Annotated in this window: 13 protein-coding genes and 1 riboswitch; of the genes, 7 read left to right on the top strand and 6 right to left on the bottom strand. The window is 38.8% G+C overall.

Features of this window, described 5'->3' with window-relative positions; translation table 11 throughout:
- Window positions 1-19 precede the first annotated feature (19 nt).
- A riboswitch (Lysine riboswitch) is annotated at window positions 20-197 on the bottom strand.
- 167 nt (window positions 198-364) lie between these two features.
- From J3U73_RS07400 to J3U73_RS07375, 6 genes are all read left to right on the top strand, one after another.
- Window positions 365-1,717: an aspartate kinase gene (locus J3U73_RS07400; protein WP_220268737.1), complete on the top strand. Its 1,353-nt coding sequence runs from the start codon at window positions 365-367 to the stop codon at window positions 1,715-1,717.
- Window positions 1,718-1,738: 21 nt separating this feature from the next.
- Window positions 1,739-2,725 (top strand): diaminopimelate epimerase, encoded by a 987-nt coding sequence (dapF, locus tag J3U73_RS07395; protein ID WP_267410027.1) that lies wholly within the window; start codon window positions 1,739-1,741, stop codon window positions 2,723-2,725.
- 26 nt (window positions 2,726-2,751) lie between these two features.
- On the top strand, window positions 2,752-3,564 hold the full coding sequence (locus J3U73_RS07390) for a hypothetical protein (protein ID WP_267410026.1): 813 nt from the start codon (window positions 2,752-2,754) through the stop codon (window positions 3,562-3,564).
- A 175-nt stretch (window positions 3,565-3,739) separates the two neighbouring features.
- A complete protein-coding gene (locus J3U73_RS07385) occupies window positions 3,740-4,636 on the top strand; it encodes an alpha/beta hydrolase (RefSeq protein WP_220268741.1) in 897 nt (298 codons plus the stop codon).
- Between the two features lie 78 nt (window positions 4,637-4,714).
- The gene (locus J3U73_RS07380; RefSeq protein WP_267410025.1) at window positions 4,715-5,590 is read left to right on the top strand and encodes an AraC family transcriptional regulator; all 876 of its coding nucleotides are present in this window, start codon (window positions 4,715-4,717) and stop codon (window positions 5,588-5,590) included.
- Window positions 5,591-5,666: 76 nt separating this feature from the next.
- Window positions 5,667-6,848, top strand: a complete 1,182-nt coding sequence (locus tag J3U73_RS07375; protein ID WP_267410024.1) for an MFS transporter — start codon at window positions 5,667-5,669, stop codon at window positions 6,846-6,848.
- A gap of 122 nt (window positions 6,849-6,970) precedes the next feature.
- Here the strand turns inward: J3U73_RS07375 and J3U73_RS07370 are convergent, their stop codons facing one another.
- Entirely contained in the window at window positions 6,971-8,371 is a 1,401-nt protein-coding gene (locus tag J3U73_RS07370; RefSeq protein ID WP_267410023.1) for an APC family permease, read from the bottom strand.
- Window positions 8,372-8,383: 12 nt separating this feature from the next.
- A complete protein-coding gene (locus J3U73_RS07365) occupies window positions 8,384-9,112 on the bottom strand; it encodes a gamma-glutamyl-gamma-aminobutyrate hydrolase family protein (protein WP_220220359.1) in 729 nt (242 codons plus the stop codon).
- A 227-nt stretch (window positions 9,113-9,339) separates the two neighbouring features.
- On the opposite strand from J3U73_RS07365, the gene J3U73_RS07360 reads away from it, so the two are divergent.
- On the top strand, window positions 9,340-10,428 hold the full coding sequence (locus J3U73_RS07360; protein WP_267410022.1) for an SLC13 family permease: 1,089 nt from the start codon (window positions 9,340-9,342) through the stop codon (window positions 10,426-10,428).
- Between the two features lie 349 nt (window positions 10,429-10,777).
- Here the strand turns inward: J3U73_RS07360 and J3U73_RS07355 are convergent, their stop codons facing one another.
- From J3U73_RS07355 to J3U73_RS07340, 4 genes are all read right to left on the bottom strand, one after another.
- Window positions 10,778-11,209 (bottom strand): ASCH domain-containing protein, encoded by a 432-nt coding sequence (locus J3U73_RS07355; protein ID WP_220232493.1) that lies wholly within the window; start codon window positions 11,207-11,209, stop codon window positions 10,778-10,780.
- Window positions 11,209-11,601 carry a cytidine deaminase family protein gene (locus J3U73_RS07350; protein ID WP_103752573.1) on the bottom strand — a complete coding sequence of 131 codons (393 nt, stop codon included), beginning with the start codon at window positions 11,599-11,601 and terminating at the stop codon, window positions 11,209-11,211. Before J3U73_RS07350 ends, J3U73_RS07355 begins: the two co-directional genes overlap by 1 nt.
- Before the next feature lie 24 nt (window positions 11,602-11,625).
- Window positions 11,626-12,114, bottom strand: a complete 489-nt coding sequence (locus tag J3U73_RS07345; protein ID WP_267393422.1) for a GNAT family N-acetyltransferase — start codon at window positions 12,112-12,114, stop codon at window positions 11,626-11,628.
- 211 nt (window positions 12,115-12,325) lie between these two features.
- A complete protein-coding gene (locus tag J3U73_RS07340; RefSeq protein ID WP_103752574.1) occupies window positions 12,326-13,216 on the bottom strand; it encodes an SDR family oxidoreductase in 891 nt (296 codons plus the stop codon).
- Window positions 13,217-13,268: the final 52 nt, after the last annotated feature.

The following is a 13,268-nucleotide window of genomic DNA, read 5'->3' as shown; positions in this document are numbered from 1 at the left end:
TAATTATTATCTGGTTCAATTTTGACGAGCGCTCCGCAAATTATTAACTTGCGACAGTCCGTAATCTCTTAAATTACGTCCCAGCCAATTAATTACCGCAATAATTAACGCTTCGGCAACCGCCCCTTTCACTGGTTTCTTAGTTTTTGCAGAAACTCCACCAGCTACTCTTGTTGGTCGCGACCTCTTCGATTAATAAAAATCTTATTATTAATCATAGCCGATGTCAACATTTTTTCATAAATAATTCACTTGCCTAATTTAAACACGCACTAAATCGCCTTTTCGGTTGCAGATTAAAATTAAAATGTTAAAATGCGTTACTATCAAACTTAAAATAATTTAATCAAGCAGGTGATCGAGAATGAAAGTTGTTAAATTTGGTGGTAGTTCTCTGGCAAACGGAGAACAGTTTCAAAAAGTGCTTAATATTATAAATGCTGATCCAACCAGAAAAGTAATTGTTACTTCAGCACCTGGAAAAAGATTTGAGCAGGATACCAAGGTGACTGACTTATTAATTGATTATGCTAAAAAAACGATCAAGCACCAAGACTGTGCCGCAATCGTTCAACAAATTTGGGCTAGATATAGCGAAATTGCACAATTTTTTGATTTAAATCCGGACACAATTGCACCTTTACACCAGGAATTGTGCGACTTACCCACAATTTCGTATCCAGACAATGATTTTCTCATGGCTGCATTTAAAGCCCACGGTGAAAAGCTCAACGCTCAGCTGCTAGCCCTTCTTTTACAACAAAAACATTTTCCGGCGCGCTTTCTCGATCCCCAAGAAGCCGGCTTTTTAGTCAGCAATGTCGCTAATGATGCTCAAGTTCTGGAAGAAACCTACCAAAATCTCTCTCGCTGGCGCGACATACCTGAAATTCTTGTTGTTCCGGGATTTTACGGTGTTACCCCAACTGGCAGCATTGCGACCTTTTCACGGGGTGGTTCAGATATCACCGGCGCAATTTGGGCCCGCGGAACTGCGGCCGACTTGTACGAGAATTTTACTGATGTTAATGCCATTTATGCTGCTGATCCAAGAATTGTGACCAAACCGCACCCAATCAAAATCATGACCTACCGAGAATTACGGGAATTATCTTATGCCGGGTTTTCGGTTTTTCATGATGAGGCACTAATTCCAGCGATTCAAGGTCAGGTATATATCAACGTGAAAAATACTAACCACCCTGAGCTTCCGGGTACGCTAATTGTTCCCGAAAAGAATTTTCATCCCAAAAATATTATTACCGGTGTCGCAAGCTCCAATCACTTTGCCGCTTTATACTTACATCGATATTTACTTAATAAAGAAACTGGTTTTACGTTAAAACTACTAAAAATATTTTACCAGTTTAATATCTCATATGAGCATATGCCATCTGGAATTGACGATTTAACCGTTATTTTTGACAAACGCCAGTTTACTGAAAAACTGCGCCAACAAATGTGCGCCGAAATTAAGCGAGTTCTCCAGCCTGATCAATTAGAATGGATTGATGATTATGCCATCATCATGGTTGTCGGCGAAGGCATGCGTAACAAAATCGGTGCCATGCAAAACATCACTACCCCACTGGCCCAAAGGCACGTTGCAATTCATATGATTAATCAGGGGGCTTCCCGTATTTCAATAATGCTGGGAACTAAAAAAGAGGATGCGGCTGCCGCCGTTACCCAGATTTACCACCAATTTTTCAAATAATTTTCAAGGGAGTTCAAACAAATGGTTTACATGCAAAAAGTTCATGGTTCGCAGAACACTTTTTTCTTACTCGATCAAACACAGTTAAAGCAGACACTTTCACAAGCAGAATTAGTTCGTCTGGCAAAGCAATTGACCAATTCCAAAACGGGCCTATTGGGTGGAGCAGATGGTCTTTTGGTAGTCAGTTCATCAAGCCACCAAAATGTTCTTGGAAAAATGCAGGTTATTAACGCAGATGGGTCAATTGCTTCCATGTGCGGTAATGGTCTTAGGACCGTTGGGCGCTATTTAGCCGAAAAATATCACCAAAATTCGTTTAAAGTTGAGACCCAACAAGCGGATCTCAAGGTGAGTGTTGAACCCGACTGGGCAGAGAACGTCAAAGCGATTAGTGTTGAAATCAGCCCCGTCAGCTTTGCCAAGCAGGATCTATCTTTTGACCAGTTGAATTGCAGTCAGCTCATTAATCAAGAAGTGCCCGCTTTTGCCCCGGGCCTAAAGTTTACTGCTGTGGCTGTCCCCAACCCGCATTTAATCAGCATTGTTTCTGCGGAAGTTTTAGCCAGTTCCTTATTAGAAAAACTCGGCACCAAGCTCAATCAACCGAATCCATATTTTCCCGATGGCGTGAATGTCAGCTTTGCCCAAGTGATTGATTCACGGCACCTCTTTGTCCGTACTTTTGAACGTGGGGTTGGTTTTACTAATGCTTGTGGCACGGGAATGTCGGCCGCCAGTTTGGTATTTGCACTAACGCACCAGCAGGAAAAAGTTTTTAATCACTTACTCACCGTTTCCAATCCAGGCGGCTTCGTTCAAACTAGAGTGCACCAGCAAGAAGATCATTATTGGATTGAGCTCATCGGTAACGCTACAGTCACACATAATATCAATGCTGACGAAAGTTTATTTCACCAGGACTTGCCGGACTTCAGTCTTTTTCAAGTTGAGCAGACCTCAGAAAATGCGGCATATCAAGCCTTTATTTCAAATAATAAATATTAAGCAAGCTTGCCCTTAAATTCGCAATTTTGTATTTATATAATAATGTTTTGCTTAGTTGTGGAAGTCTGGCAAGCGCACCTAAAGTCCAAGCAGCGGGCACAACTGCCAACATTTCTGCTATGTCGCCGAGTAAAAACGCAGCTAATTTCATGAATTTTATTGCCAAAAAGAAATCACTGACATCTGCGCAGAAAAATGAGGCCAAAAAAGCAGCTAAGTTGCTTAGAACAGGTAAGCTTGGCGCTACAGCGGCTCCTTCTTGGTTTACTACAACTGTCAAATTAGGTAGTCCTGATGATGCAACTAGTGTGGCTAATATTGCTGCATCCCTTCCCAACTTGACTAGTCTTAACCAAAAAAGGGCTAAGCTTGGTGAGAAGCGGCTAAAGATTTCTCTTATTTCAACCGCAATCTCAATGATTGATAGTGACTACCAAAAGCGTGGCGGACTCGCACATCCTCAATACTATCATTATGCTGGTAACCTAGAAAATCTTGCTGCTGGTGGTAATCCAGTTACTATGTGGCTGGGTGAAAAAGCAAACTGGAAGTGGGATGTTAAGAAAACGCCGAGTCTTGCTCGCTATCAATTTGCACCCAATTGGAACAATAAGAAATACACACACGCAGTTCTAGGAACAAATGGTTACAAAACCGCCAGACATTATACTAATGTCGTTAACAAAAATCATCGGGTAATGGGAATGGCCCACATGACGCAAAGCCCTGACTATGGCTATGTTGATGCCTACAATGCTACAAATAAAGAAGCCAAGAGCGCGATTACACTAACTAAATATCGTGCCTTAGTAAAAGAATGGTTAGCTAAAAAAGGATAAAAGCTTTTTAAAGCAATGAACAAAAGTCTGCCAGATTTGGTAGGCTTTTTTTACTAACATTAATATTAAAAAGGCCTTATCTGCCAGTTTGAGGTGCTTTTCTGGACTTTCTTTTTCTTTTTGATGAAGTACAATGTTTTTAGTAAAGCGATTACATATAAAAGGAGTGCTAGATATGGCAGAACCAGATTATCAAAAATTAGTCAATGATATGCGTAAAGAATTTAAGGAGGGTGATGACAAGCGTGACGCAGGCTTGCCAACCCACATTCCCGAAGTGGAGCGTTTCGATAATATTCCTTATGGCAAGGATCCCAAATATCAGATATTAGATGTTTATTTACCAAGTAAGCGCACCGAGGCTAAATTACCTGTCATCGTCAATATTCACGGGGGCGGCTGGGTTTATGGCACCAAAGAAACATATCAATTTTACTGTATGGCACTGGCTAAAGAGGGTTTTGCCGTTGTAAATGCGAATTATCGATTAGCTCCTGATGTTGTTTATCCAGGTGAACTTGATGATGTTAATCGCGTTTTTCATTGGGTAGCAAACACTGCTAATGCCCAAAAATACCAGTTTGACCTTGATAACGTCTTCATCGTCGGCGATAGTGCTGGCGGTCAAATGGGAGAACAAATTTTAGCAATTTATACCAATGGCAATTACCGCAAATACTTTGGTTATGCGTTACCACAACTAACGATTAAAGCGGCTGCACTTAATTGTGGTGCTTATTTCTTAACGGAAATCAATTCAATCGCAGGAGCACCAGAAGCATATTTTCGGCCAGAAATTCGCTTAACTGAACATGAGCAGCTAAACGTTGAACAATTTTTAACAAAAGACTTGCCACCAATTTACCTAATGACTTGTACGGATGACTTTTTACGCGACAATGCCTATATGCTTTCGGGTTACTTACATGCTAAGGGCATCTTCCATGAAATTCACTTTTACGGTGATGCTGAGCACCGCCGCGAGCATGTTTTCCATGTGAATCAAAGAGACGAGCTAGCTAAAAAATGTAACTTAGATGAATTAAACTTTTTCCGCAAGTATTTAAATTAGAATTTCATCTCGTTGTAAAATAATGGTTGAACTAACAAGGTAGTTCAATCATTTTTTTGACTAAAGGAGGAGTTTCTAGTGCCCGATAAACACGAACTGGTCCAGTTAGATAAACTACCGCTATACATTGAAATTCACCAGCAAAACAATGAGTCAGACGTGGCACCGCATTGGCACCAAAGTATTGAACTCAGTTTTACCATGCGTGGTCAAATTGCTCACTTTATTATTAACGGTGTCGATCATCATACACATCCAGGCGAGATCTTAGTGATAAATTCCCAAGTTGTTCACAGCGTCCGAAGCAGTACATCCTCTTGCTCGGACTTGATGCTTACCATGCTTTTTCCTTATTCACTGGTTTTACAAGTATTTCCTGAAATGGATCAATATATGATTGACCTTAAACCACTCGCCGAACTATCAGTGGAACAAATCGCTCAATATCACCACTTACAAGCTCTACTTAGCCGCATTACCGAGACAGAGTTAGCTAATGACAGCGAATTCCAAAACTTGGAACTAATAATTCTGAGCTATCAGGTGTTAGAAATTTTACTTAAGTATTTTTTACGGACTCGCGACAATAATAGTCAGCTATCAAGCAATCTATTAATTACTGGGCACTTAAGGCGAGCATTAGATTTCATTCAGGATCATTATCAAGAACCATTTTCATTGCAGGATATTGCAGATAGTTGCCATTTAGCACGACAATATTTACAACGAATTTTTCGGCAAAACATGGGCATTACTTTGGGTAAATATATTAGAAATTATCGTGCTCAACGTGCCTATCAAGAATTATGCGGTACTTCTCACACGCTAACAGCCGTTGCCATGAATAACGGCTTTAGTGGCGTCAGATCATTGAATCGGGCGATGGTCGCTAATTATGGGCAGACCAGTATGCAAATTCGCAAAGGTTCCTCAGCGCCAGATTCAGGCGACTGAAAGCGTTATTTCAAATAGAAAAAGCAAGTATAATATTAACGAAAACGATTTATAGCTGAAGAAATGAGGAGCTAGTATGAAAAAAATTAATCCAAAATCTGGATTGTTCAAAGTTGCCTTATTATCAATTTCTTTATTATTGATGATAGCGCCACAAATTTCATCGGTATTGCCATTAATGTACTCATCATTCCCAGATGTCTCACGTGCAGCCGTTGAAACTTTAAGTACTATTCCAAATATTGGAATAGTTGTTGGCTTAGTATTAAGCCCATTTTTAATCAAATTATTGGGTACCAAAACAACCGTAATTACGGGTCTTATTATTGCACTTCTAGCCGGAACTTATCCGATGTATGCCACTGGTTATACCCTAATTTTGGTATCACGTTTCTTACTGGGTGCAGGAATTGGTCTATTTAATTCCCTTGCAGTTAGCTTATTATCCAAATTCTATGCGGGCGATGAACTATCAACAATGCTGGGCTTCCAAAATTCAATGGGTAGTGTAGGAGCAGCTATTTTTTCATTTTGTGTTGGCATATTAGCAGTTAATGGCTGGCACGCAACCTTCGCTATTTACCTAGCAGCTTTGCCTATTCTACTGTTGTTCGGCTTTGTGGTTAAATTACCTGATCAACAACAAACTGATAGTACTGACCAATCAGCTAACCGGGAAGAAAACAAAATTAATGCCAGCGTGATTGAAATCGCCATCGTTATGTTCTTTATGTATGTTTTCTTTATGCCAATGTCTTTCAAACTACCGCAATTGGCAACAAGCCAGAAAATTGCAAATGTTAGCCAAATCGCTTTCGTTTCAAGTGTAGTTACACTTATTGGCATTCCTGTAGGCATGTGCTACGGCTTTTTGAAAAAGAAACTGCATGATTTGATTCTACCGATCGGTTTGTTTTTACAAGTTGCCGGCTTGCTTGCAATTGCATATGCTGTCAACTTGCCAATGTTATTTGTAGCCGTTATTGTCTTAGGTGCTGGCTTTGGCCTATCAGTTCCTTATATTTTTAACTGGCTGGATGAAGCAGCCCCGAAAAATTCCGTTAACTTTGCTACAACAATTACCCTAGTATTAGTAAACATTGGCTGTGCTGTTTCACCAACTATCATTAACTGGCTTGGTGCCACTTTGGGTTCAGGTACTCCACGTTCAGACATGACAATGGCTGGAATTGGAATGGCAATTTTGTTCTGCTACAGTATTGTGCACTACTTCCAAATTAAAAAGCAGCATAAATAAAGCAAAAAACGACATTCTTGTTAGAATGTCATTTTTAGTTACACATTTACTATAATTATGAACATAAAAACCGTGAGTTAAAGATTTAACTTTAATTGACGGTTTGTTTTTTACCCAAATAATTACTGCTTATTTTTTTGCCACCGTGAAAACCAAAACATCAATAATGGCAAAATGATAAAGCCAAACACCATCATGAATATCGCATACCAATTGACACCAACGACTTTGCCATTTTCAATAATGCCAAACTGTGCTTGCCAATTGTACTTCACTAATAGAAAAATGACTAAAGCAATCGATAAAAGCGGTACGATGATGTCTGTCCAAATGTTCTTTGGCGCTGGTAAAATTGGTTCCTTGTTCTTACCAAAGTAAAAACAAATGACCGCTAGGGGCACAATCATAAAGCCTAGAAACCGCACCATTGCACTCAGTGTAATCAAATTTACCATGTTATATTGAAAAGCGAGTGGAACTAAGATTGCTAAAGCCTCAGAAATAAAGAAGGTTCTAACAGGAAAGTTTCTTTTGGTTCTTTTCGTGAGTGAAGAAGGCAACTGATTTTCACGCGCCATCGCTTCTAAAATCCGGGGTGCATTAAAGCTTGAGGCCACATTGATGCCCAGCATTGATACTAATGCTCCCACCAAGATCACATCGCGCAAGATTTCATTATTAAAAATTGCACTGATTGCTACTACCTGTTTAGTCGTCATCAATGCTTTCGGATTTAGCATCAAAGCAACAGCCACTACCCCAATATAAATTGCAGCAATAATAAAAATTGCCAGCGGAATAGCCTTAGGCAGGTTCTTTTCTGGCTCCTGCATATCATCAGACCCAGAAGCCACCGATTCAAAACCGGTAAAAGCGTAAAAAGCAGAAACAACAGCCATCACGAAACCTGTGGTTGTCAGTGTCGGAACAATTCTGTGGCCATTTTGCGTGATTTGGTCAACCATTGTTAAGTTGTGTGACGCCCCCGTCGTAATCAAAAGTACTACGCCAGCAACAATAATTAGTACTAACGCAAATAGCTTTCCTGCTGTCGCGAGGTTCATTACCATCTTGACAAATTTTTGACCAAATAAGTTAATCACTGAGATTATTAACATTAAAACCAAAAAGCCAATGGTTACATTTAATACGCTGTCTGGATTGCCACCGAAGATGGAAATCGTTGACTTAATCACACCTACTGCCATTACTCCCCAAGCAACACTAGCAGAAAAATAGCGCAAAATACCGACATAAAAGCCGACATTTTCACCAAAAGCAGCCTTTGTGTACGCATACGAAGCACCAGACTTAGTCACATATTTGGCCGCAGCCGAAAATGAAACGGCCAAAATCGCCGCAAAAATTGCTGCAATTAAGTAAACAATCAAAGACTTGCTGCCTGCCTGAGTAACAACACTTCCGGGAGTTAAAAAAATACCGGAACCAATAATTGAGTTAATTGCTAAAAGTACAATCGACCAAAAGCCTAACTTGTCATTTGCCTTCTCATTTGTGTTCATAATTATCTTCTTTTACTTTGCATTCTCAATAACGAACTTAAACAAATTATTTTGGAATTTAGTATCTGGATTTTTGTGAAGCATTTCTGGATGCCATTGAACAGCCAAAACATTGCCAGCCTTGTTTTCCAAGCCCTCAATAACACCATCACTTGCATGAGCAACTTCAATCAAGTCTGGTGCGACCTTATTAATTAGCTGATGATGGAAAGAGTTTACCATAAATTCTGTCTTGCCTAATGTTTGAGCAAGTACACTTCCCTCTTTTACTTTCATTCCATGCGTTGGCAAATCTGGCGTATGTTGTTGATCATGCTTAAGCGTCTGTTCTTTGCGGTAAGCCACATCTTGATACAGGCTGCCACCATGAGCAACATTAATAATTTGCGCACCCCGACAGATTCCCAACACTGGCTTACCCATTTCTTCGGCCAACTTTAAAAGAAGCATATCAAAATGATCACGAGCGGGCCAAATTTCACCAATATTAGGCTTGAGTTCTTCACCGTATAGATGCGGATCGACATCGTGCCCACCAGATAAAATCAACCCTTGAACATGTTCCATTTGTGCTTTAACTACATCATCATTGCCAGTAAACGGAATAACATATGGCACACCACCATTTTGAACTACTGAATCAACGTAATCTTCATTAATATAGCTACGGCGATACCCGAGAAAAAGGCCCTCAGTATCAATCATTTCCGAGCCAGCAATTCCAATAATCGGTTTTGTCATTTTCTTCTCCTACTTTTTTAACTCTAATTTTCTATTTTTATTATAGCAATAAATTTAAGTTTGAAGGGAAAATCTGTTTGCCTCACATACTTTTTCTGCTATACTCTTTTTTTACAGATAGGCAAGAAAGAAATAATCTAGAACTTAAAACTATGCGCCAGCATGAGCAATAAATTTAGTGACCAAGCCAACTGAAAAAGCAGAGGTGAAAGTTAAAAGTGAGTACAATGACCAAATTTTTTAAGGAACAAAAGATATTATGGCTAACTATGCTAATATTAATTTGTACTAGTATTGCTTGTCATGCTCTTCCAAAAACAGCAGATATTAACTGGGAAACTATTTTCTCGCTTTTTAGTTTAATGCTGGTTACCCAATATCTAATCAAAATTAATGTTTTAGATTATCTCAGCCAGAAAATCATTGACTTAGCCAATACTCATCGCCAAGTTACACAATTGTTAGTTTTATTAGCCAGCTTTTTAGCGATGTTTTTAACTAATGATGTTGCTATTCTCAGTTTGGTGCCACTTTTTTTGGCTATTCATCGCCAAATACGTGGTCCGTTTATTTTACCGTTAAGCTTAATCACAATTTCTGCTAACCTAGGCAGTGCATTAACACCTTTTGGCAATCCCCAAAACCTGTATCTATATAATCACTATCACTTGACTCTCAGCAATTTTTTCAAACTATCATTGCCACTAGCCCTTATTAGTCTATTGTTATTAGTTGTAGCAACAATGACCATTCCCAAAACATCCTTGCCTAAGTTAGCCCAGACTAAGCATGCTTTACAACCTATTCAGCTAACAGCAGCAATTATTCTACTTGCTCTTGCATTCGCTGGAGTATTACACTTCATCCAACTAACAATCTCGACAATTGCTATTTTTGTCATTATTTTTCTTGTGGACCGCTCTACTATCGGACAAATTGATTACGGAACTTTACTAACTTTTATTGGTTTTTTCCTAATTGTTGGAATACTTAGTCGTCAAGTAATAATTATTAAACTAATTACCCACTTTTTACACCAGGGAACACAAATTACTTACTGGACCGGGATCATGTTAAGTCAAGTAATCAGTAATGTGCCCGCAACTTTATTGATCGCCAACTTCTCAACAAACATTGCCGCTATCTTTTTTGGCGTAAATGTTGGAGGACTGGGCACGCCCATTGCCTCATTTGCTAATTTACTGGCATTGAAACAAGCACAAGTACATGACTGGAAAACAGTTACTGGCTTTTTATTTGTCAACTTTAGTTTTCTGATTGTTTTAGCTTTATTAACACTAATAATATTAAAATAATTAGTCATTTTAACTTGAGTTAATATTTCCTGGGAAATATTAACCGTGGATTTGGTTAACGGATAGTAGGTTAGAGTTAAAGTCTTAACTCCTGAGTGTCCTTATTAAAAATTGGTTTAGCTAATTTTTCCGTTCCATACTAAGCACCTACTTTTTAATAAAGAAAAACACTGCTAATTAGATTACCTACAATCTAATTAACAGTGGATAAAAAGCAGTATTAAATAAAATAAGGTTTAGGCAAAATTCAGTCCTCAAGTTCTGAGTTATTAGCAAAATACTGTATCAACGGCACTAATCTGTTAGCAACAGTTTTCACCCACCTTTTAATTTTATTTCATTCCAAAGCTTATTCAACTTTTTCAAAAACCTCACAAACCATTGGCGCTTGCGGATAAAAAGCGCGTTTTTTACTTTCATATTCTTTCTTGAAAAAATCATCGTGAATTTGTCGCCAATTTTTGTAGGTACCATCGCCTTCATGATAAGCATGTTCAGCGGAAATCTGATTGTAGGGGACAATCTCCACAACTTTTTCACGAACCACGCAAACTGGTTTACCAGCCTCATCAAGAATAACACTCAATTCCCCCACTTGAGGCAATGGCTTATCTTCATAAAATTCATAAGCCGAGGTAGTCGCTGTTTTGATGCCACGGTTGACTTTATCAGCTAAACCGTTTTTGTCTGTACCAAATGACCAAGCATCAAACTTGGTACTCTCATCCCAATTATGCTTTTGACAAAAATCACGCCAAAATTCTTTTACTTCTTGTTTCATTATAACCACCATTCTGGCGTCAATTCGCTCATTTTTACTACCTTATCATGCCGATAATCCATCATTACTTCAACATTCTGGTAATCTTTTTCCATCAACTGGACGATAAATTCACGGCATGCTCCGCATGGCGCACCATTTTTGCCATTTGACATTAGGGCTAAGACACGTGACACCCTCGTTTCGCCCTGCGTAATCATGTTAAAAAGAGCATTTCGTTCAGCACATACTCCAAGACCACATGCCGTATCAACGCAAACTCCTGTATAAATTTTTCCTGACTCACTTAAAACAGCTGCAGCTACCCCGCCAGCTTCCATATGTTCGCCAATTTGATGAAACCTCTGCACTTGGCTAGCGGCTTCATACATTTTTTGCCATTGCTGATCCATTATTGTAATTCTTTCAAAATATTCTTATTTCTTTATTTCTTTTGCCATTAAAATAAAGCGATAAATACCGCCATTAGAAGCCTCGTCTTCTGACCCAGTAATGCGATAGCCTGCTCGTTGGTAAACTTTTTGCGCCCGCTTATTGAATTCAGCAACCGATAAAATAATTTTATGGTACTTGCCAATTTGCTTCACATAGTCTTCAATCATTTGCATTAACTTTATACCAAGGCCATGTCCCGTTAACTCCGGCGCCATTCCTAGTCCAACTTCAACCTGATCATTCTTATCTTCAATCGGATCTAAACAAAAGAAGGCTGTCAACTGGCCATCATCTGCCAAAACTTCAAAGTAATGGTCTTTTCGCAATGCAGGCGTAATAATTTCATCGTAATCTTCCTGGTCATTTTCCATATCATAAAAGGAATATTCACCATCATAATGCCATTTAGTAGCAATTATTTCTGCATTTTTTTGCGATAATTGCTGAATTTGGCTAAAAACTATTTTCATTTTAAAAAATCTTTCAATTATAGTAATAAAATAAGGTTTAAGATAAGTTAATTATACTATAGAATTTTGCTTAAATATAGATAAGATCTTGATTGCTTTATTTTAATAATTAATCGTTTTTATCATTAAACTGGAAAATTGTAAAAATTAGACATGCAAAAACGCTTCTGCCTGCATTACAAGTAGAAGCGTTTTTTAGTAATAATATCTTTTACAAATTAATTCCTTGTCCACCAGTTGCACCATATACTTGACCAGTAACATAACTAGCCAAATTGGATGCTAAGAAGATATAAATAGGAGCTAATTCATCAGGTTGACCTGCTCTATCGAGTGGCTCTTCATGACCAAAGCTAGGTACACCAGATTTTGGCTGACCACCACAAACTTGTAATGGTGTCCAAATAGGACCAGGAGCAACACTGTTAACCCGAATTCCCTTTGAAGCAAGTTCTTGTGCAAGGTTAATTGAAAAGTTAGCAATCGCTGCCTTAGTTGAAGCATAATCCAATAAAATTGGCGTTGGCCGGAATCCTTGAACTGAAGTAGAAGTTAAAATGACACTACCTGGTTTCATATGTGGAACTGCAGCCTTTGTCATTTCAAACATCGAAATAATATTAACTTCAAAAGTATCATGGACGCTATCAAGTGACAGTTCTTCTAAACTGTCAGAGTGTTGCTGGATGGCAGCATTCATAACCAATAATTCCAAGCTGCCAAATTCTTTTACAGCATCATTAACAACACGTTCAGCTTCACCGCGTTTACGTAAATCTGCTGGAAGCAAAACTGCCTTGCGACCGGCCTTTTCGATCAACTCGGCAACTTCTTTGGCATCTTCTTCCTCATCTGGCAAGAATGAAATAGCAACATCAGCGCCTTCTTTAGCAAAACCAATTGCTACCGCACGACCAATTCCAGAATCGCCGCCAGTTACTAGAGCGTGGCGCCCAATTAGTAATTCATGACCTTCATAATCAGCCATATCACCATCAGGTTTAGGATCCATCTTGCTTTGAAGTCCAGGGTAGTCTTGTGATTGCTCTGAAAATTCTTCATTGCGGTAACGAGTTAACGGGTTTGATAAATTATTATCCATACTATGATCTCCCTTCTTAAAAATCCACCTTCAATTTACAGCGTTTGCATAC

Origin of the sequence: Lactobacillus sp. B4005, assembly GCF_026536045.1 — a bacterium.
Lineage (GTDB): Bacteria > Bacillota > Bacilli > Lactobacillales > Lactobacillaceae > Lactobacillus > Lactobacillus panisapium.
Note: the sequence above shows the minus strand (reverse complement) of the source record. Positions and strands in the feature narration are given on the sequence as shown.

What these genes read in the sequence shown, in the direction of transcription:
- J3U73_RS07385 (WP_220268741.1), top strand. Translation starts at nt 3,740, where the DNA reads ATGGCAGAACCAGATTATCAAAAATTAGTCAATGATATGCGTAAAGAA.
- J3U73_RS07355 (WP_220232493.1), bottom strand. Translation starts at nt 11,209, where the DNA reads ATGAAACAAGAAGTAAAAGAATTTTGGCGTGATTTTTGTCAAAAGCAT.
- J3U73_RS07375 (WP_267410024.1), top strand. Translation starts at nt 5,667, where the DNA reads ATGAAAAAAATTAATCCAAAATCTGGATTGTTCAAAGTTGCCTTATTA.
- J3U73_RS07365 (WP_220220359.1), bottom strand. Translation starts at nt 9,112, where the DNA reads ATGACAAAACCGATTATTGGAATTGCTGGCTCGGAAATGATTGATACT.
- J3U73_RS07370 (WP_267410023.1), bottom strand. Translation starts at nt 8,371, where the DNA reads ATGAACACAAATGAGAAGGCAAATGACAAGTTAGGCTTTTGGTCGATT.
- J3U73_RS07400 (WP_220268737.1), top strand. Translation starts at nt 365, where the DNA reads ATGAAAGTTGTTAAATTTGGTGGTAGTTCTCTGGCAAACGGAGAACAG.
- J3U73_RS07340 (WP_103752574.1), bottom strand. Translation starts at nt 13,216, where the DNA reads ATGGATAATAATTTATCAAACCCGTTAACTCGTTACCGCAATGAAGAA.
- J3U73_RS07350 (WP_103752573.1), bottom strand. Translation starts at nt 11,601, where the DNA reads ATGGATCAGCAATGGCAAAAAATGTATGAAGCCGCTAGCCAAGTGCAG.
- J3U73_RS07360 (WP_267410022.1), top strand. Translation starts at nt 9,340, where the DNA reads ATGACCAAATTTTTTAAGGAACAAAAGATATTATGGCTAACTATGCTA.
- dapF (WP_267410027.1), top strand. Translation starts at nt 1,739, where the DNA reads ATGGTTTACATGCAAAAAGTTCATGGTTCGCAGAACACTTTTTTCTTA.
- J3U73_RS07345 (WP_267393422.1), bottom strand. Translation starts at nt 12,114, where the DNA reads ATGAAAATAGTTTTTAGCCAAATTCAGCAATTATCGCAAAAAAATGCA.